Source organism: Paraburkholderia sp. BL6669N2, assembly GCF_003387275.1.
GTDB lineage: Bacteria > Pseudomonadota > Gammaproteobacteria > Burkholderiales > Burkholderiaceae > Paraburkholderia.
Map to the genome: position 1 here is coordinate 413,020 of NZ_QUNA01000001.1, position 17,882 is coordinate 430,901.

Here is a 17,882-nt window from a genome sequence, read left to right on the forward strand (position 1 = left end):
CATGTTTGCCACGCATTTCGCGTGCCGTGACGCGCCCCTGCATACGTCCCCGAAACTTGCTAGGATGAATTGAGCATGCAGACGGAGACGGCCATGTCAAAGTCATTGAGTCCCGAAGCGGTGGAAGCCTTGCGGCGTCTGAACGACGTCGGTGTCGGACAGGATGCGCCGAAGCTGGCGCAGTCGGTGACAGCCGAATTGCTGGCCGGCGGCCTGGTCGCCGAGGCGAGCGGCGGCGACGTCGAAATCACCTGCAACGGCCGGCAATATCTTTCGGGCGATTGCGATTAATCGCCAGCGCGAGAGGCGGCCTGAGGTTCGGGCCGGATCGATCCGCGAGCCGTCGAGCGTGCTCGCCGGACAAGTCTGGCCGCCGTATTGGCGGCGCCACTATGGAGGCGAAGATGGAGCCGAAGGGTCTCGACATGGGGGACTACCAGGAGCGCTATCAGGACTACGACATCGAGGTCGCCGTCGAACAGGTGCTGACGGGCGTCAAAGCGCATTTTCGGGTGTTGCGGGGTGAGGCGGTGGTGGTCGACTGGCGGCTCGTGCATATCGACACCTTATGGTGCACCGAGCATGCGGCGGCCGAGGCGGGCTTCCGCGCGGCGCGCGAAGTGATCGACGCGGGCGGCCTCGACGCCGCGTCGCACATGCCTTCCACACTTGGGTGAAAGTGCCCACGCGTCCCATCAAGCCGGCTGTCCCGATGCGGTTGCAATGATGTAAACGCAACTGGGCGCCGGCATCCATACTGCATGCGCGGCGCCCAGTTTACCGGTTGCCCTCGTGAGGCAGCCGGTTCAACGGCAACTGCTTAGTGGCCGAAGAAAACCGATTGCGGGCCCGAAACCGGCTCTTTGGCACCCGATTGCGACGACACGTTGTTCACGCCGCCGTAGGCATTCGATTCAGCGTTGGCACGTTCAGCCGCCACGGTTTGTGCGTTCTGGCCTTGTTGCGAAGCCGGTGCGCCGACCGACGGACGATACGACGGCGCCGGGCCGTAGCCGCTAGCAAAAGCGGGAGCGGCGATCGAGGCAGAAACAGCAACCAGCAGGGCGGCGATGAGCTTGGTCTTCATGGTGTGACTCCGATAACGTTTCGACTTCAATTCAGGAAGGCGTCGCAGGGGGCAGTGAGATGTGTCTGCAACGTCGATGGAAGGCAGTGTATACCCCTACTATCGAAAATTTGTATCGATAATCTGAAAGTACTGTTCTTGGATTTGAAATAATCGGCTAGAAGCAGGCGGAGCAAGCGTCCGCAGTGGTTCGACCCCACGGGCCAAGCGGTTTGGGACGTCAAAGACCCGGGTAGCGGTGGGGGTTAATCGCCATGGATAGCATGGCGCGGATCGAATTTCGTTTGGATTCGTCGCCTTGGAGAACACCTCGATGGACCTGTGGATTCAGCCGTGCGCGGACTGCTTCGAGCTCTATGGCTTGCCTTCCGCGCATCTCCCGCATGACAACCTGACGTTGAACAGTCGCGGGGCGGTGAAAGGCGGGCGCGCGGAGGAGCATTACACGTGCGTGCGTTGTCGAGCGGCGTTCGCGCGCGTCGTTGCCGGTGAGCCTCGACAGCAGGTATGGCTGCTGTTGAACGCTGGGCAGCATTGATGGCCTGACCGTCGTGCGAGGGGCAGCCGTTTCACGTGCTCTCGTGAATCCGCTGTAAAGTTTTCGGCGCGGCTGCCGAAAACGGGAGCATGAAATACTTCTTCGACTCCAGGCTCGCCGATCGATACGGCTATGGGATGGCTGTGTATATCGCCGCCGAGACTTCCGATCTGCAGCGCGCCATCGATTTGACCAACGCGCGACGCCTGCGCGCCGGCCGACGCCTGCTCGAAGACGCGCGTATCGAGGACGTGCTTTCCGCCATGCTCAATACCGGCTTGCTGAAGGCTAAAACGGATGAGGGCGGAACAAACGTCTCGGGGGCGACTCGTTAAAGCTCGCCGGTTTGGTGTTAAAACAACTGAAGCGTGGGCGACGAGTATCGCGCCCCCCGCGCCGGCGGATTTGCGCCTTGCGGTAAAATCGGTGTTTTGAATCAAGCCGTCTGGCCGCCCCATGTCTTCACCGCACACTCCCAGCCCACGCCGCGTATCGGTCGCCCCGATGATGGACTGGACCGATCGTCATTGCCGTTCCCTGCATCGCGTGATCTCTCGCCATACGTGGCTTTACACGGAAATGGTGACGACCGGCGCGCTCTTGCACGGCGATGTGCCGCGCCATCTCGCCTTCACGCCCGAAGAAGCGCCGGTCGCTTTGCAACTCGGCGGCAGCGAACCCGACGACCTCGCGCGTTCGGCGAAGCTGGGCGAGCAATGGGGCTACGATGAAATCAATCTGAACTGCGGTTGCCCGTCCGAACGCGTGCAGCGCGGCGCATTCGGTGCGTGCCTGATGAACGAGCCGCAACTCGTTGCCGATTGCGTGAAGGCCATGCGCGATGCGGTGTCGGTGCCGGTCACCGTGAAGCACCGCATCGGCGTGGATGCCGTGGAAGAGTATGGATTCGTGCGCGATTTCGTCGGCACGATTGCGGACGCCGGTTGCAACGTGTTCATCGTTCACGCGCGCAACGCGATTCTCAAGGGCTTGAGCCCGAAGGAAAATCGCGAGATTCCGCCGCTCAAATACGAGTACGCGTATCAGTTGAAGCGCGATTTTCCGCATCTGGAGATCATCATCAACGGCGGCATCAAGACGCTCGACGAAGTCGAGACGCATCTTCAACACGTGGACGGTGTGATGCTCGGGCGCGAGGCTTATCACAATCCGTACGTGCTAGCCGATGTCGATGCACGCTTCTATGGGTCGACGCAAACACCACTCACGCGCGAGCAGGTCGAAGCGAAGTTGATCGAGTATTGCGCCGCTGAGATGGCGCGCGGCACGTATCTCGGCGCCATCACGCGCCATGCGCTTGGGCTCTATCGTGGGGAAGCGGGCGCGCGTGGCTGGCGTCGTGTGTTGTCGGATAGCAAGCGTCTCGCCGCGCGCGATCTGACTATCTTCGATGAGGCAAGACAGCATCTGCGCGAGCCGATCGAAATTTTTGAATAAAGGACTAGGCAAACGAGATTCTTGTTCGTATAATCTCGTTTCTTCATCGACGAGCCAGGTTTTACGGCAAGTCAAGCAGATGTCAGTGGTGGCTGTAGCTCAGTTGGTAGAGTCCAGGATTGTGATTCCTGTTGTCGTGGGTTCGAGCCCCATCAGCCACCCCAAAGAATTCAATAGATTCAAACAGTTGAAGCATCGAAGCCGTTCCAGAATGTGAAATTCGGAACGGCTTTTTTGTTTTCGGAATCTACTCTGTCGCTTTCGCGGCCTTTGCCTTGCGTCGATCGTAGTGTCGATGCGTCGTTCCAGGGTTCGCGTGGGCTGCAAAATCGTATGCATCGTCGTCGCGATTTTCGAGCTTCGCAGTGATCGCTGCGGGCCGTATATCGAGCATCGAAAAGTAGGCCGCGTGATTCGTGAGTTGTAGCTCGACGCTGTTGCTGATCGGATTGTCGCGACGCTTCGCGATGCGTTGCGCTGCCTCGCGCTTCTTCTTCTCTTCAAACTCTTTTGCGATCGCCGGCTCGAATGCGCCGATGTACGCATACATCGCGTCCTGCCACACCGAGCCCCAGCCGCTCTTCGAATAGGGCTGGCCACGTCGGTTCGGAAAGAGGAACAGACTCTGCACTTTGCGATCGCGTTTCGCGCGTTCGACGACCACGCGCAAGCGCGTCGACCAGTAGCGCAGCTTCTGAACTTCGGCCTCGCCCTTTTTGCGCTTCGCATTCACGACACGCACGCCGGCGTCAGTGAGCCCGGACATGTGAAACGGCCGGATCTCGGCGGCGCGGAAGCCGGTGAGATAGCAGAACATCGCGGCGAGGCCCATCGTTCGATAGGCCTGATCCTGCCGCAGCGACCAGAGATAGAACCGGACGACCTGTGAGCGTTCGACGGTTCGAACATCCTTCTCCGCCTGGTTCTGCATCATCCCAACGAACGGATTTTGCTTGATGACGCCCCAACGCACCGCGTAGTTGCAGATGGTTTGCATCAGCGCCATGTCTTTGTTCGCGCCAATCGGCGCTCCGGCCTTCGCGCGTTGGTCGAGATACTGGTAACCGTGGAAGGTTTCGAGCTTCTTCGGATCCATGCGCCCGAAAAACTTAGTGAGGCGATCGTATGCGCCGGCGCGCACCGCCAGCCCGTCTTTCGACTGGTCGCGAAAGTGTGTCGGCGCAACGTCCGTTTTGAAACGGTCGATCATATCGGCGACCGAACCCGCGAGGATCTGACCGGCCTGAATGTCGAGAGCCTTGCGCTTCGCGCTGCGCTCGGCGGTGGCGATGGCGGCGCGGTCACCGAGTTTTGCAGACGTCAGCGTCTCGCTGCGGCCGTCCGGGTACTTGTACCAAAATGAGATTTTGCGCGCGCCGTACCGCTTGTACAGGCGATCGATGCCCGTAGATTCGTTCGTCGCAGCGTGAACGTTACGCGAAGGCTTGGAGGTTCGGGCCGGCATCGTATTTTGTTGACTGTTTTTCTGTTGAGACGCCGAGCTTACGGTCGCGGTACTCGCGCGCGACCTTCGGCAAGCCGTTCTTGTCGACGACGAATCGCCAGTGGTTGTCGGTTAGCCAGTGGATCATTGCTGCGCGCTGGTTCGGTTTGCAGCCGACCAGATCGGCCAGCTCGTGAGCTGATAAATAATCGCTCAATTCACACCCCTGTGTTTGCGCGTGATGATGAGTTCTGCTTCGCCCCTATCTGGATGACCTATGCTTATTGAATAGGTCGGTTGTGTCCGAGAGGGAGGGCCAAATGGAACGGTGCCGTGCCTGCGAGACGTTGATGGGGAGGGCTTCAACCGTCCCCCCACACGAAAAACTCCGGTGCTCTGGATCGGGTGTTTTTGGTTCGCCAAAAACGCCGATAACACGCTACGTGCTTTACCAATGCACATCTTGCGGTTGCTGGATGAAGCAAAACACATCCCATGGATTACCGACCGGCATTTGGTGGGACTGCGGGTCGAGCGTTCCTGTCCGGCAAGTCCCTGAGCGCAGGCCTCTTGATCGTGCATCGAGGGAGGCGGTACTTGCCTCGGTGCTGGGGCGACCCCGGTAGCCCCGCAGAGCGAGCGTTTGCTGCCGTTCATGCCTTATCTCCATTCTCTGCGGACGCCGCGATAGCTGTGGGACTCCATTCGATCAGCGGTTGATCGGCGCGCACATAAAGCGGGTGGCGCGGAGAGCCGTCTTTCGTCGTGCCTAGGCACCAGAGGCGCGCGCCAGCGTCTCTCAGGATGCTGGCGACGCGAGCGGCCCGGTCAGGCTTTGCATTCGAGCCCCATGCGCACACAACATCGCCGCACTCTCTAGCGAACTTCCACAGGTAATCGTCGTTGTCGGGACCGACCGGGTCAGGATGCGACCACAGAGCGACCGGATTCGTCGAGCGCAGCGCATAGATGTTGGCCACGGCCAAGCCATTGCAATCCCACAGTTTCGCGAAGCCGCGGCATCGGCGAATGGTCGGATCGTCGAGCTGCGCGTCGGCAGTGCTCGGATTGAGCATGACGAACAAGGCGGTCGACTTCATCGGCGCCATTGAATCGGCAGCTCGCGTTAGACGATAGCGATAAGTGCCGCACGGGCTGATAACGGTGCTCATTCGCCACCTCCGTTTCCTGGCAGCGCGGACGACGCTGTGTTGTAGCGACCGCACCTCGTGCTACGATCGCTCGATAAATAAAGTGGAGGAAAACCATGGTCGAGATGGGCGTGCAAGAACTCATCGCTGGTTTTTTGGTTCACGTACGCCTCCCCGCCGGCAAGACTGAAGTCTCGGTTGTTATCAAGCGGCCGGAGGGAACCACTAGTCAGCCCCAATGGGTGAGCTTGGAACCTTTTCTTCAATTTGGCATGTGCGAACGCAAAGCCATCAGCGAGGTGCTCAAGATTGTCAGAGTCACCCTTCAGAGCGCCCGGTCTGCCATTTCTTGAGGTCGAGAGCGTGGCCCCAATGACCGCCGCCGCCAGATCCGAAACAGATGAAGCAATGGTGGCCACCAGCCCGATTTTTTCCATTAGGTAGCCGATCATTTTGTGTCTCCGCTTGCTGGCTGTTGAGACAGGGCGGCCGGAAACTTCGGATGCGGCGTCCAGTGCGTGTGATAGTCAGGCCAATCGCTGTCATTCGGCGTTCCGATCCACGCTGGCTCGCCAAGCCATTCGCCATCTTCCCAGCACCACCAGACTACGTTTCCGTAATCCTCGTGATACTCGTCAAGCGGGCGCGGCTCCGCATCCCTGTCCTGCGCTCCACCCTGCGCAGTGGGGGCGGTGGCGCGATACTTCATCGCAAAGCAGTTGCCACAGACACCCGGATCATGCGCGGTGATGCCGTCGCCGCACGCTTGGCAACACGGTTGCTCGGGTGCCTGAGCGCCGGCAGCGGCGAGAAGGTTATCGGCGAAGGCGTGTATCCAGTAAGGCATATTGGCTGGAGCGAATCCAACTGCCTTCGCGTACGCTTCAACTATCGTGCTGAGCTCAAGAGCAGATGAGCCACTCGTCGGCTTCAGTTCCTCGCTACCCTGAGCGCTGGATTTTGGGGTCATGGTCACTTCCTTCTGTCGAATGCATCCGGCGCGCAAGCACCCTTCGATGCACGAGTCTCGTGTAACCGGGCAAATCGCTCGCGAACTCATGAGCGGTCCTTCGCGCGGGCGGCGTCAATGGCAGCGTCCAAGCTCGCCTTATCGTGATATTCAGCACCGCAGAAGCAGATCGGCAAGCCGGCGTCGAAAAACGCTCGATACCGCTCCGCGTCTTGCGTCACCGCCTCGCCCTCGACTGGCTCGCTGGCGCGCGGGAGGGGGGCGGCGGACTGCCGGAACTCGGCAACCCATCCTGTAAAGTCGGTCATGCGTGCGAGTCGGTAAAGAGTCTCCGCGTGCTCATCCGTCAGCGTCGCCGTGGCTTGCGTGGATGCGGCGCGGTCGTACAGCGCCCGTAGTTCATAGCTGTCCGAGTACTTTTCGCGGATCGTTGCCGCGCCTTCTTCGGTGATGTTGATCCACTCGGCGCTGGCAACATTGCGAACGCGAGACTGCCATTGGTCTACCCGCTCGTCTGTCGGCGCTACTGGCGCGGGAGCGGCGGCAAGCGTGGCGCGGTGTGCCGCGTCAAGAGCGTCGTCCCGATCCTTGCCTGATTGCTCGGTGGTATTGAAGGCGATGAGAGCCTTTACGCGCATATCATATGAGCGCTCGACCGGCACCAACTTCCAGCCTTCAGGCGCACCCCCACTCGCGCTCTGGTCTGCGATGGTGGCGAGGGCAGTGCGATACATGAGCCATCCGTCTTGGACACGTGTGTTGACGTATGCGTCCGGATTGATCCCACTGCGCTTGAATGTCGTAGTGCCGTGAAGCGGATATTCGTTGCTCCACGCCGCTTCAAACTTCGCGCGCATTTCCGCTTCGGGTCGGTTGGTTTTCATGGCGGGGGGCCTTTAGGCAGATGACCGCTTTACGTATGGGTTTTGTTCTCGGTCCGTGAGGCCGGCGATGTAGTCAAGGCTCACGCCAAACAGCTTCGACAATTCCGCTGCCATCATCAGGCCGGGCTCATGTTCGTTTCTTTCAACCTGGCCGACGTAACTGGTGTGCATCCGGATTCGCGCGCCGACCGAAGAGAGCGTCATGTTCTTTTCCTTGCGCAACCGCCGGATGCGAGCGCCGATGGTTTCGTTCACATCGCGCATAGTTCCTCCGCTGTAAATAGCCCTTTCTGTGCCGGCGGCGGCCGGCTGTTGATTCTCTCGGTCCATGCTTTGGCCTCGCGCCAGTCGTTTGCATTGCGCCCCTGCTTGCGAGCTGCGAAGCTCCACGCCATCGAATCGGCGGTGTACAGCAGGTCTTTCACGATCCACGACGACAGCGCTGTGGACTTCAGGCCAAAGCCGTGCAGACTAAGGTCCGGCCGTACAGCCTTGATTGCCATCAGCACCGCTTCGATTGCGCGCGGATCTCCATTCCGCTTGCAGACGGACCCGACACCAACCCACGCGCCGTGTTTCAGCCTGTCGCCATACATCTCGATGTGGCGCACATAGTTGGACGGCGCGTAGCCTTGCAACACCGGCATGATGTAGACGCCACCGACGTCACACTTCATCAGCGCGTCGTAACGCTCGATCGTGAGCTGCTGATGCTCGAGGACCGTCTTGCCGGTGATCTTCAGCATGTGGGCCTCGCACATGTAATCCTGCGCAACTGCCGCCAGCAAATTCCCGTTCTTCGACCAACGCTTGATTTCCGCCGCGTACACCTCGACGCTTTCCGGATAATCGCCATGCGTCAGGATCGTGGTGAATGCGCCGCTATCCAAGATCCAGTCACCGACCGAGAACGCCGATTTGCGCTTCAACAGCCGGTTCTTGCTAATGAACGCGGCATCAAAGTGCTGCGCATCAGACGGCTGGTGAAGGCCGGTGAAAAACCTCATTCGCAAAGCCCGTAGGCAGACGAGCAGGCCTTTGCGTCGTCGGTGGATTCAAGCAGATCGTATTGACGGCCCCCGCGGGTTGTCTTCGACCATTCGACCACCTGCCAAATGCCGCCGCGCTCGCGAGCCGTATCGGTGTCGCCTGGAGCAGGGAAGAAAGTCGACTGACCGCGCTTTGAAGCATCTGAGACGATGTCCTCCCAATCGGCCAACATTTCAAGATGCTCTCGGTCGCGCAAGTTCCACTGCCTGATTTCGCTTTTGCCGGAATTGACGCACAGGCATCCGACGCGTTTCCTGCCCTGGAGATACAGAGGGTTAGGTTCGATGCCACCGGCGCGGTGGGCTTCAAACACTGAATCGGCTGACCAGCGCAAGATGGGACGGTTGATGAAGAGACCGCCACCGATGACCTCGAACGACTTAACGCATGCACCGGTTCCTTGCAGTCGGCTGCGCCGCGCCTCGCTCTCTTCGATTCGTACGCCCTGCCATGACCACACTGCCGAGCCTGTCTCGTCGATGATTGACAGTGCATGCTCGGTTAGCGGCTCAGTCTTGAGAAAATGCGTGCAGAACTGAGCCATCCGACTCGGGAACCGGCCTTTGATAATGCACAGGTCTAGGAAAGGGATTCCGGTTGGCCCGCGCTCGAACACCGCTAGCGCACGCCGAATCGCTTGCTCTGACACACCTTTCAAGGGCCACGCGTCGCGCACGTAGTCGCGGCGATGCCACCAGTCGTCCGAAAAGTCTCGCTTCAATCGAACTATCTCGATCGCGAGAGTTTTCTGGAGGTAGTCAATGTATTCGTATGTCAGGTGGTGCTCATTGCCCGTGTCAGCAAACACAAATCGGCAGTTCTCGCGGCCGTGCAACTCCAGCGCCATCAGTGCGGTTGCAGTGCTGTCCTTTCCGCCGGACATCGACACCACGTGCATAACTGGCCGTTCGCTCACTTCTTCCTCCGTTGTTGATGGCCACGCAAAACTGACCCACTGGAGCTGCGGACGAAAACTTGGACTACCTGGAGGTAGTTCATGTACTCGTACGAAGACCGCATGCGAGCGGTCCGGCTTTATTTGAAGTTGGGTAAGCGCGTCGGGGCGACCATCCGACAGCTGGGTTATCCGACCAAGAATTCTCTGAAATCGTGGCATCTCGAATACGAGCGATGTCATGATTTGCGGACCGGCTATGTTCGTTCCAGGCCGGTATATTCGGCCGAACGGAAGAAGGTGGCCGTCGATCATTACTTAGGCCAGGGCCGTTGTGCTGCTGCAACCTTGAGGGCGTTGGGATATCCCAGTCGCGGGACGCTCGCCGCCTGGATCGAAGAACTGCATCCCGAAATCGGAAAACGCATTGTCGGCAGAGCAACTGGCAGCATTCCGAAATCGCCGGCGGTGAAGCAGGCGGCAGTCATCGAACTGTGCACCAGAGAGGAAAGCGCGCGCCTGCTTGCGCAGAAAGCAGGCGTGAGCAGGCCGACGCTTTACAATTGGAAGAACCAGCTACTCGGTCGTGAAGCCCCAGCATCCATGAAACGCCAGAAGAAGCCAGCGCCTGACAGTGAGCGTGCGAAACTGGAACAGCAGGTCGAATCGCTTCGACGCGACGTCCGGCAACTGCAGCTCGAGCACGACATCCTGAAGAAGGCGAACGAACTGATAAAAAAAGGAATGGGCATCGTCCCGCAACTCCTGAGCAACCGGGAGAAGACGATGCTGGTTGATGTCCTGAAAAACACCTACACGTTGTCAGAGCTTTTAGCCGTATTGGGGCTAGCTCGCAGTTCCTACTTCTATCATCGTGCGCGTCTGCTCGTGGCCGACAAGTATGCTGGCGCTCGCCGAGTCATCGCAGACATCTTTGAAGTCAATCACCGGTGTTATGGCTATCGCCGGATACGCGCTGCACTGGGCAGGCAGAAGGTCGTTATCTCGGAGAAAGTGGTGCGACGTTTGATGAGGCAGGATGGGCTGACCGCTGCCACAGCAAGACGACGTCGCTACCGCTCCTACGGCGGAGAAATAAGCCCTGCGCCGGAGAACATCATCAATCGTGACTTCCGCGCAGGAGCCCCGAACGAGAAGTGGCTCACCGACATTACCGAATTCCAGATCCCGGCCGGCAAGGTGTATCTGTCTCCGTTGATCGACTGCTTCGATGGACTGGTGGTGAGCTGGACAATCGGCACGCGGCCGGATGCCGAACTTGTAAATACCATGCTTGATGAGGGCATCAAGACGGTAGCCAACAGTAATAAACGGCCTGTGGTCCACTCTGATCGCGGGGCGCACTATCGCTGGCCTGGATGGCTCGCACGCATACGTGATGCCAAACTAGTTCGCTCGATGTCACGCAAAGGATGCTCACCCGATAACGCGGCCTGCGAAGGCTTCTTCGGGCGGCTCAAAACGGAGTGGTTCCATTCCCGTGATTGGCGGACTACGACCGTCGAGCAATTCATTGAGGTACTTGACTCCTACATACGCTGGTATAACGCGAAGCGGATCAAGGTCTCGCTAGGCGCTCTCAGCCCGCTCGAATACCGGGAGAGCCTGGGAATCGCAGCATAAACCAGTCCAAGTATTTAGCCGCACCCCCAGTGGGTCAGTTTTGCGTGGCCATCAACAGCATAGGTCACCTCGCTAAAACCTTGAAGCCAGGCTCCGTCGATCAATGTCAGAGGAGCAAGTTGCAGGGTTTGATCGGTGATATCTTGTCGAGCCCGTATTGACGTCCTTTCATTGCGCTTAAAAGCTTCGTCGTGGAGAGCATGCGCGTCTAGTAACCAATCTCTGAGAGAGCCCTGCTGCCACTTTGGTGGCCCGGGCGGTCACCCAAATTCCTCCGGGCGTGGTCACTTCAAACTCCCCCACCTTGCGGTCCGATCTGAGCAGACCGACGTCGCCGATCGCACCGCGTAGCCGGACGTTATTTTTACCTCCTTGGCCAGCCCGGGAGGTGGGAGTTGAACGTCTTGAAGCCGCATCAGCAAAGTACGGTGTTCACGTTGCTGGAACTCAACAAGAGCCAGCGCGAGATTCATCGGATCACTGGAATCGACCGCAAGACGATCCGCCGTTACATGGCGATCTTCGCTGCACGCGCAAGCGCGTCCGCAAATTCCCCCACTGCGGTGACCATCGGCTCGAGGCCACCAGATCAAACTCCTCCACCCCCGCGACCACCGGCTTTTGAGGTCGCACCGGCCGGGACACATAACTTCGATTTTGCCCGCTCGTTGTGCGAGCCTCACCGGCAATGGATCGAAGAGCAGGTCCGCCTGCAGCGAAACGCTCAGGCAATTTACCAGGATCTGGTCGACGAGTTTTCGTTCGCTGCGAGTTACGAGAGCGTCAAACGGTTCGTGCGCGCGCTGCGACACGTCGATCCCGAGCAATTCGACCGGCTCGATTTCCTGCCCGGCGAGGAGGCCCAGGTCGACTATGGCGAGGGCGCTCCGACCCGCGATCCAAAGACTGGACGTTATCGGCGACCGCGGCTATTTGTGATGACGTTGCGTTATTCGCGCCACAGTTTCCGGCGGGTTGTCTGGAAATCCGGGCAGGAGGTGTGGGCGCGACTGCACGAAGAAGCGTTCCGCTATTTCGGTGGTTGTGTTCATTACGTCGTCCTCGATAACCTCAAGGAAGGGGTTATCACACCGGACCTGTACGAGCCGGAGATCAATCATCTTTACGCTGCGATGCTCGATCACTATGGCGTGATCGCCGATCCTGCACGCGTCCGCGATCCGAACCGGAAGGGTACGGTTGAGAACGCGATCCAGCATACGCAAGGCACCGCGCTGCGCGGCCGGAGTTTCGATTCTATCGAAGAGCAGAACGCGTTCCTTGTGCGCTGGGAGGCGAACTGGGCGTCAAAGCGCCTGCATGGGCGCGCTCGCCGCCAGGTCGAGTCGATGTTCGAGGAGGAGAAGCCGCACCTCCGAGCATTGCCGCTGACTGCATTCCGTTACTTCAAGCAGGTCGTTCGCACTGTCTCCGACGATACGACCGTCCGGATCGACCATAGCTGGTACGCAGCCCGTCCCGCCGCAATCGGCAGCACGGTGCTGGTGCGCGTCTTCGATTCAACCATTGAAGTTCGGGATCGACAGACACAAGCGCTGTTACGCATCCACCCGCGTTTCACGGAGCCCGGTCAATTGCTACTGCCCGAGGACGAGCGTCCGTTCAATCCGTCCCGGCAAACCGCCTTCCTGCTCTCAGCCGCAGGCGACATCGGTCCGCAAACGAAGGCACTTTGCCAGCGAATGTTTGAAGCCCAGGGACGCGTTGGCCAGCGGGGCATGTGGGGCATCGTCGGTCTGGCAAAGAGATACCCGGCCCGCATCGTTGAGCAAGCCTGCAGCCAGGCACTGCAGTACCGCCTCCAATCCTACAAACAGGTTCGCAAGCTGGTCGAGCGACTGTTCGAGCAGGCACTGGAACAGCTTGATCAGGCGCCCCAGGTCGCTTTGCCTCTTACCCAGAATCACGCGCTAATCCGTCCAGCTGCCGAATACGGTGAGCTGTTCAGCCTCGGCGCACGACAGCAACTCAACCCATTGTCGTTGAACAACGGAGAGACCAACGAATGACCATGTCGATGCCAGAAATCGAGCGTTCGCTCAAACAGCTCCACCTGTCCGGCGTGCGCGACACGCTGGAGACCCGCATACTGCAGGCACAGGCGGCAAATCAACCGTTCATCGAAACCTTCTCGATCATTCTGCAGGACGAACTGGATCGTCGTCAGTCCCGGCTGATCGATCGTCGGCATAAACAGTCGGGCCTCGACGAGAAGCTCACGTTCGCCGAGTTTGACTGGACATTCAATCCAAAACTCCCTCGGCAGGCCTGTCTGGAGTTGCGAACGCTGAAGTTCGTTTCTGCTGGCGAGAACGCACTTCTCATCGGCAAACCCGGCACTGGCAAATCGCACATCGCGAAGGCCGTCGCGAATCAGGCGGTGATGCAAGGCTACAAAGTACAGTATCTCGAAACCGACGACTTCTTCGCCCGCTTCAATCTCAGCGAGCCCGAGCAGCAGGAGAAACGCCTGCGCACCATTCTCGACTGCGATCTGCTAGTTCTGGACGACCTGTTCCTGTCGCGATCGATTCCAGATGCCGCTGGTGCGCTGCTGCAGACCCTCGTCCATCAACGATACAAACTACGCCGCAGCACCATGGTCACGTCCAACCGCGTCGTTCAGGACTGGGGCGCCTACCTCGGCGATAACACCATGAGCAGCACCATTCTCGACCGACTCATGCACCACTGTCACTCGCTTGAATTCGACGGCCGAAGTTACCGGCTGAAGGAGGCTGCTGAAACTCTTGCGCGCAAAACCAAAGCGAGCTAAAAAACAATCTTGTCCTGCTGCCGGGTGGAGGAGTTTGCGCGACCACAAGTGGGGGAGTTTGAAGTGACCATCCGGGGGTTACGACGGCAGCTATGGGCGTATCTGCGCTTTCATTCGGGCCTGGAGCGAGGCAAAGGAACAATCTCCGCGCGGTGCGTTTGTCCCGATGGCGTTTGAATATGGCGAAGCATTCCAGTTTGACTGGAGCTGCGAATACGTCTTCGTCGGGGGCTTGCGCAAGCGGCTTGAGGTCGCGCACTTGAAGTTGGCCGCCAGCCGCGCCTTCTGGCTTGTTGCCTATTACACGCAGAGTCACGAGATGTTGTTCGACGCGCACGCACGTTCGTTCCAAGCGTTGGGTGGCGTTCCGCGTCGAGGCATATACGACAACATGAAGACCGCCGTCGACAAGGTGGGCCCGGGCAAGGAGCGGGCAATCAATGCGCGTTTCCACACGATGTGCGGCCACTACCTGTTCGAGCCGGAGTTCTGTAATCGAGCTGCCGGTTGGGAGAAAGGCATCGTCGAAAAGAACGTCCAGGACCGGCGACGGCAAATCTGGCATGAAGCAATTCGTCAGCGCTGGGAGTCACTCGACGTTCTGAACATCTGGCTTGGCGAACGCTGCAAAGCGGCCTGGCAGGAGCTGCGTCATCCCCAATGGCCGGAGCTGACTGTCGCCGACGTGCTGCAAGAGGAACGGCCGCAACTCATGGCCAATCCGAAACCGTTCGATGGCTACATCGAGCAGCCCGTTCGTGTTTCCTCTACCAGCCTGATTCACTTCCAGCGCAACCGCTACAGCGTGCCCACGAAGCACGCTAATCAGGTGGTGAGTCTGCGCATCTATCCAACCTACCTGAGCGTCGTCGCAGACGGCGAGGAAGTTGCACGCCACCCACGCAGCTTCGACCGTTACCAGACCTTCTACGACTGGCAGCACTACGTCGCATTGGTCGCGATGAAACCGGGTGCACTGCGTAACGGCGCACCGTTCCTGACGATGCCGGAACCCATGCAAAGACTACAGCGTCACCTGCTTCGGCAGGAAGGTGGGGACCGCGTGATGGTGCAGGTGCTGTCGGCGACGCCGGTTCATGGCCTCGAAGCAGTCTTGGTTGCTGTGGAATTAGCGTTGGAATCAGGCCGCCCAAGCGGCGACCATGTGCTGAACATTCTCGCGCGTCTAAAAAGCACTACTCAGTCGTCTGGCGGAGAAGTCGTTCAGACCGCATTGCGACTGAAGGTCGAGCCGCTCGCAGACGTTCACCGCTATGAGCAACTTCGTTACTTGCCGCCAGAGGAGAAAGGTCATGTCGATTGAAACCGCCACACAATTGAAAGCGCTGAAGCTGCACGGCATGGCGCAAACCTGGCCTGAATTGCTGGCTCAGGCGCGTCACAACGAGTTTGACCCGGAGGACTTCATGCGCCAGCTTCTGAAGGCTGAGACGGCGGAGCGAGCGGTCCGGTCCATTGCGTATCAAATGACTGCGGCACGCTTCCCCGCGCATCGGGACTTGGCTGGCTTCGAGTTTGCGGAAGCCAGCGTCGATGAGAACCTGGTTCGGGAGCTTCACACACTCAAGTTCAGCGAGTCTGCTCAAAACATCGTCTTTATCGGCGGCCCCGGACACGAGACATAATGCTCACCTCCCTATGTTATTGAAGATCAATGGATAGTTGATTCGGGTCAGCTGATTGCGGACCCTCGATGGCACTTCTTGCTGTGATAAACGTTTCGACATCGACGCGCCGTAAAATCCACGGTGCGCCAAGACACGCCTGCGTGGCAGGCAATCGCTTGATGCGGATCAGCCGGAAGACGGTCGGTGTACTGATGCCTAATAGCGCCGCGACTTCCGTCACATTCAGCTCATTGCGCTCTTGCCGCTCTCCCTCGCGATAAGCGGCTATCGCATGGTCTTTGCGCAAGATACAAATTCGCGCCGCTGTCCATGAAAGCCCTTTCGCCGTGCGTTTGCCTAAACGATTAACGACAGCAGCGATGCCTTGGTCTGCAAGCGTTCTCGCCAAGGCTCGAACGATGTCGATCGTTTCGACGTCAGTGGCCCAGCGATGTTGACCGGTCCGGTTCGTTTCAAATTCGAGCTCGGTGTGATCGCCCCCTTGCCAGTGTAGGAGCGCCCGGATGGTGTGGTCCTGCTTGGTGACGACAATCTCTTTGAGCACGGTGCGCAAGATACGTTTCTTGATCTCGATGGCACTGGCAGGGTGATTCCACAACCTGGGCAGGTCAGTTCCTAATCTCATGAGCTCGTCGCGCGCGGTGGCGCTGAGTGAGTCTGCAGGCTGCTCGCGCAGCGCATCCAGTTCGCACTGCCGCTGCGCTTGTGTTGCCAACGCGTCGTTCCACCGACGCTCAAGCTCGGAGGCTACCAGCCGGTTATCGGGATCGATCGCATCGTACTGCCGACGCGCCCGAGCAGCTTCATAACGTGCCTGTTCGAGCGCCAGTTCCTTGTGCCGGACTCGCTCATCCTCACTCAGGCGCTTGCGCTCAATGGCGTCCAGCGATGCGCGAATGCCCAATGGTTCAAGTCGGTGTAGAACTTCCTCAGCGACGCGTTGGTCTACGCGCACCGCACCGAACGAGATGCAGCGTGGGCCGCCATGATTGATCATGCTGCCCTGACAGCTATAGCGGCCGATGTCGCCCTTGGTGCCTGAATACGCGACGTGCAGTTTGCGACCGCAATGGCCGCAGCGGATGAGACCGGCCAACAGCAAACCGCCGCGTTTGACCGCACCCCGAACCATGTTGCCCTTCATGTTGGCGTTGTCGGTGATCAATTTGCGATTGCTCTCGTACTCGTCCCAGCTAATGTATCCCGCGTGGTGTTCGACGATCAAGACCTGCCATTCTTCGCGATTGACGTGGGTGCCGCTGTACAGCCGCTTGCGACCGCTCTCAATGCGCACAATCGTCTTGGTCTTGCCGAATGCGTATGCCCCGCCGTAGGTGGGATTCGTCAGGACATGCCACAGGGTGTTATAGACCGGTAGTTTCCAGACAATATAACGGCCCTCCGGGCCATAGCTTGCCGCCGGTAGCTCAATGCGCTCCTGTCGAAACCAGATTAAAACCTGCCTCACACTACCAAACTCGCGAAACTTCCGAAACACCAGATCGAGCGCTTCACGAATACGTAGATCCGGATCCTTCTCGATGCGGTTGTTCGGAACACGCATGTAGCCAATCGGTGCGGTCATGAACAACTCCCCGCGCTTGGCCTTCTGATCCAGCGCGGCTTGGGAGCGTTGACGAAACGTCGAGAGTTCCATCTCGGATAACGTGCCCTTCATGCCCAGCAGCAGGCGGTCGTTAGGCTCGCGCGGATCATATACACCATCTTCATCCACCAGGATCGTTCCGACGAGCCGACAGAATTCGAGCAACGTGTGCCAGTCACGCCCGTTGCGCGCGAGCCGGGACGCTTCGATACAGAATACTGCGCCCACCGCGCCGCTACAAAGGGCGGCCAGCAAGCGCTCGAAGCCGGGCCGATGGATACCCGAGCCCGAGCGGCCCAGGTCGTCATCGATGACCGTCACCTCAGGCCAGCCGAGCACGCGGGCACGATCGGCGAGTCCATACTGACGTAACTGGCTCTCACGATTATGCTGCACCTGGTCCAGCGTCGACTGACGAACGTAGACATAGGCGAGGCGCGAGAGATGCTCAGCGCGGATCTTGTTCATCGCGCACCTCCATCTCGATTGCATCGATCACCGACTGCATCAACAGTGTCAACTGCGCCACTACGTCCGCTAACACCTCTGCGGGCAGAGGTCCTTCCTCGCTGCTCCCCTCGAACAGATCGTGCTGCACCATCACCTGTTTGCGCATCACCGTATCCCCTGTGCGTTGACAACACTGAAGAAGATAAAGCGGCGCTGACCAGGCGTTGAAGTTCGATCAACGCCCCGTGCGGTAATTCCG

The 17,882-nt window shown here is 59.1% G+C and carries 19 protein-coding genes, 1 tRNA gene and 2 pseudogenes; 10 read left to right on the forward strand and 12 right to left on the reverse strand.

Annotated elements, in window-relative coordinates:
* Positions 1–93: 93 nt before the first annotated feature.
* Positions 94–291, forward strand: a complete 198-nt coding sequence (locus B0G80_RS01775) for a hypothetical protein (RefSeq protein WP_041758893.1) — start codon at positions 94–96, stop codon at positions 289–291.
* A 113-nt stretch (positions 292–404) separates the two neighbouring features.
* Positions 405–677: a DUF6566 family protein gene (locus B0G80_RS01780; RefSeq protein ID WP_116116764.1), complete on the forward strand. Its 273-nt coding sequence runs from the start codon at positions 405–407 to the stop codon at positions 675–677.
* 143 nt (positions 678–820) lie between these two features.
* Here the strand turns inward: B0G80_RS01780 and B0G80_RS01785 are convergent, their stop codons facing one another.
* Entirely contained in the window at positions 821–1,087 is a 267-nt protein-coding gene (locus B0G80_RS01785; protein ID WP_106283605.1) for a hypothetical protein, read from the reverse strand.
* A 627-nt stretch (positions 1,088–1,714) separates the two neighbouring features.
* Between B0G80_RS01785 and B0G80_RS01795 the strand changes: the two genes are divergently transcribed.
* The 3 genes from B0G80_RS01795 (at position 1,715) to B0G80_RS01805 (ending at position 3,247) form a co-directional block, all read left to right on the forward strand.
* Positions 1,715–1,960: a hypothetical protein gene (locus B0G80_RS01795; protein WP_106283603.1), complete on the forward strand. Its 246-nt coding sequence runs from the start codon at positions 1,715–1,717 to the stop codon at positions 1,958–1,960.
* Positions 1,961–2,081: 121 nt separating this feature from the next.
* On the forward strand, positions 2,082–3,083 hold the full coding sequence (dusA, locus tag B0G80_RS01800; protein ID WP_106283602.1) for a tRNA dihydrouridine(20/20a) synthase DusA: 1,002 nt from the start codon (positions 2,082–2,084) through the stop codon (positions 3,081–3,083).
* 88 nt (positions 3,084–3,171) lie between these two features.
* Positions 3,172–3,247, forward strand: a tRNA-His gene (locus B0G80_RS01805).
* Between the two features lie 83 nt (positions 3,248–3,330).
* Here the strand turns inward: B0G80_RS01805 and B0G80_RS01810 are convergent.
* The 9 genes from B0G80_RS01810 to B0G80_RS01850 all read right to left on the reverse strand — a co-directional run bounded on the left by B0G80_RS01810 (position 3,331) and on the right by B0G80_RS01850 (position 9,498).
* Positions 3,331–4,548: a hypothetical protein gene (locus B0G80_RS01810; RefSeq protein WP_116116766.1), complete on the reverse strand. Its 1,218-nt coding sequence runs from the start codon at positions 4,546–4,548 to the stop codon at positions 3,331–3,333.
* Complete coding sequence (locus B0G80_RS01815; RefSeq protein ID WP_116116767.1) at positions 4,517–4,744, reverse strand: DUF4224 domain-containing protein; 228 nt, start codon at positions 4,742–4,744, stop codon at positions 4,517–4,519. The genes B0G80_RS01810 and B0G80_RS01815 overlap by 32 nt, the downstream gene beginning before the upstream one ends.
* Before the next feature lie 436 nt (positions 4,745–5,180).
* Positions 5,181–5,699: a DUF1643 domain-containing protein gene (locus B0G80_RS01820; RefSeq protein WP_116116768.1), complete on the reverse strand. Its 519-nt coding sequence runs from the start codon at positions 5,697–5,699 to the stop codon at positions 5,181–5,183.
* Positions 5,696–6,130, reverse strand: coding sequence for a hypothetical protein (locus B0G80_RS45145; RefSeq protein WP_147309821.1), 435 nt, complete (start codon positions 6,128–6,130; stop codon positions 5,696–5,698). The genes B0G80_RS01820 and B0G80_RS45145 overlap by 4 nt, the downstream gene beginning before the upstream one ends.
* On the reverse strand, positions 6,127–6,648 hold the full coding sequence (locus tag B0G80_RS01830; protein ID WP_116116770.1) for a hypothetical protein: 522 nt from the start codon (positions 6,646–6,648) through the stop codon (positions 6,127–6,129). The genes B0G80_RS45145 and B0G80_RS01830 overlap by 4 nt, the downstream gene beginning before the upstream one ends.
* Before the next feature lie 86 nt (positions 6,649–6,734).
* Entirely contained in the window at positions 6,735–7,532 is a 798-nt protein-coding gene (locus B0G80_RS01835) for a hypothetical protein (protein WP_147309822.1), read from the reverse strand.
* Between the two features lie 12 nt (positions 7,533–7,544).
* Positions 7,545–7,796: a helix-turn-helix domain-containing protein gene (locus B0G80_RS01840; RefSeq protein WP_181919891.1), complete on the reverse strand. Its 252-nt coding sequence runs from the start codon at positions 7,794–7,796 to the stop codon at positions 7,545–7,547.
* Entirely contained in the window at positions 7,784–8,539 is a 756-nt protein-coding gene (locus tag B0G80_RS01845; RefSeq protein ID WP_116116773.1) for a hypothetical protein, read from the reverse strand. Before B0G80_RS01845 ends, B0G80_RS01840 begins: the two co-directional genes overlap by 13 nt.
* The gene (locus B0G80_RS01850) at positions 8,536–9,498 is read right to left on the reverse strand and encodes a phosphoadenosine phosphosulfate reductase family protein (protein WP_116116774.1); all 963 of its coding nucleotides are present in this window, start codon (positions 9,496–9,498) and stop codon (positions 8,536–8,538) included. Before B0G80_RS01850 ends, B0G80_RS01845 begins: the two co-directional genes overlap by 4 nt.
* A gap of 81 nt (positions 9,499–9,579) precedes the next feature.
* On the opposite strand from B0G80_RS01850, the gene B0G80_RS01855 reads away from it, so the two are divergent.
* The 5 genes and pseudogenes from B0G80_RS01855 to B0G80_RS01875 all read left to right on the forward strand — a co-directional run.
* A complete protein-coding gene (locus B0G80_RS01855) occupies positions 9,580–11,121 on the forward strand; it encodes an IS3 family transposase (protein ID WP_116116775.1) in 1,542 nt (513 codons plus the stop codon).
* A gap of 395 nt (positions 11,122–11,516) precedes the next feature.
* Positions 11,517–13,151, forward strand: coding sequence for an IS21 family transposase (gene istA / locus B0G80_RS01860; protein WP_116116776.1), 1,635 nt, complete (start codon positions 11,517–11,519; stop codon positions 13,149–13,151).
* The gene (gene istB, locus B0G80_RS01865; RefSeq protein ID WP_116116777.1) at positions 13,148–13,918 is read left to right on the forward strand and encodes an IS21-like element helper ATPase IstB; all 771 of its coding nucleotides are present in this window, start codon (positions 13,148–13,150) and stop codon (positions 13,916–13,918) included. Before istA (B0G80_RS01860) ends, istB begins: the two co-directional genes overlap by 4 nt.
* Positions 13,919–13,994: 76 nt before the next feature.
* Positions 13,995–15,242, forward strand: a pseudogene (gene istA, locus B0G80_RS01870) (IS21 family transposase); the annotation flags it as partial.
* Positions 15,232–15,552: pseudogene (locus tag B0G80_RS01875) on the forward strand (ATP-binding protein); the annotation flags it as partial. The pseudogenes istA (B0G80_RS01870) and B0G80_RS01875, both read left to right, overlap by 11 nt.
* Positions 15,553–15,580: 28 nt before the next feature.
* Here B0G80_RS01875 and B0G80_RS01880 read toward each other — a convergent pair.
* Both B0G80_RS01880 and B0G80_RS45635 read right to left on the reverse strand, forming a co-directional pair.
* Complete coding sequence (locus B0G80_RS01880; RefSeq protein WP_116116778.1) at positions 15,581–17,641, reverse strand: recombinase family protein; 2,061 nt, start codon at positions 17,639–17,641, stop codon at positions 15,581–15,583.
* Positions 17,622–17,789 (reverse strand): hypothetical protein, encoded by a 168-nt coding sequence (locus B0G80_RS45635; protein WP_181919892.1) that lies wholly within the window; start codon positions 17,787–17,789, stop codon positions 17,622–17,624. The genes B0G80_RS01880 and B0G80_RS45635 overlap by 20 nt, the downstream gene beginning before the upstream one ends.
* Positions 17,790–17,882: the final 93 nt, after the last annotated feature.

What these genes read in the sequence shown, in the direction of transcription:
- B0G80_RS01855 (WP_116116775.1), top strand. Translation starts at nt 9,580, where the DNA reads ATGTACTCGTACGAAGACCGCATGCGAGCGGTCCGGCTTTATTTGAAG.
- B0G80_RS45635 (WP_181919892.1), bottom strand. Translation starts at nt 17,789, where the DNA reads ATGCGCAAACAGGTGATGGTGCAGCACGATCTGTTCGAGGGGAGCAGC.
- B0G80_RS01780 (WP_116116764.1), top strand. Translation starts at nt 405, where the DNA reads ATGGAGCCGAAGGGTCTCGACATGGGGGACTACCAGGAGCGCTATCAG.
- dusA (WP_106283602.1), top strand. Translation starts at nt 2,082, where the DNA reads ATGTCTTCACCGCACACTCCCAGCCCACGCCGCGTATCGGTCGCCCCG.
- B0G80_RS01840 (WP_181919891.1), bottom strand. Translation starts at nt 7,796, where the DNA reads ATGCGCGATGTGAACGAAACCATCGGCGCTCGCATCCGGCGGTTGCGC.
- B0G80_RS01810 (WP_116116766.1), bottom strand. Translation starts at nt 4,548, where the DNA reads ATGCCGGCCCGAACCTCCAAGCCTTCGCGTAACGTTCACGCTGCGACG.
- B0G80_RS01820 (WP_116116768.1), bottom strand. Translation starts at nt 5,699, where the DNA reads ATGAGCACCGTTATCAGCCCGTGCGGCACTTATCGCTATCGTCTAACG.
- B0G80_RS01835 (WP_147309822.1), bottom strand. Translation starts at nt 7,532, where the DNA reads ATGAAAACCAACCGACCCGAAGCGGAAATGCGCGCGAAGTTTGAAGCG.
- istB (WP_116116777.1), top strand. Translation starts at nt 13,148, where the DNA reads ATGACCATGTCGATGCCAGAAATCGAGCGTTCGCTCAAACAGCTCCAC.
- B0G80_RS01830 (WP_116116770.1), bottom strand. Translation starts at nt 6,648, where the DNA reads ATGACCCCAAAATCCAGCGCTCAGGGTAGCGAGGAACTGAAGCCGACG.
- B0G80_RS01845 (WP_116116773.1), bottom strand. Translation starts at nt 8,539, where the DNA reads ATGAGGTTTTTCACCGGCCTTCACCAGCCGTCTGATGCGCAGCACTTT.
- B0G80_RS01795 (WP_106283603.1), top strand. Translation starts at nt 1,715, where the DNA reads ATGAAATACTTCTTCGACTCCAGGCTCGCCGATCGATACGGCTATGGG.
- B0G80_RS01785 (WP_106283605.1), bottom strand. Translation starts at nt 1,087, where the DNA reads ATGAAGACCAAGCTCATCGCCGCCCTGCTGGTTGCTGTTTCTGCCTCG.
- B0G80_RS01880 (WP_116116778.1), bottom strand. Translation starts at nt 17,641, where the DNA reads ATGAACAAGATCCGCGCTGAGCATCTCTCGCGCCTCGCCTATGTCTAC.
- B0G80_RS01775 (WP_041758893.1), top strand. Translation starts at nt 94, where the DNA reads ATGTCAAAGTCATTGAGTCCCGAAGCGGTGGAAGCCTTGCGGCGTCTG.
- B0G80_RS45145 (WP_147309821.1), bottom strand. Translation starts at nt 6,130, where the DNA reads ATGATCGGCTACCTAATGGAAAAAATCGGGCTGGTGGCCACCATTGCT.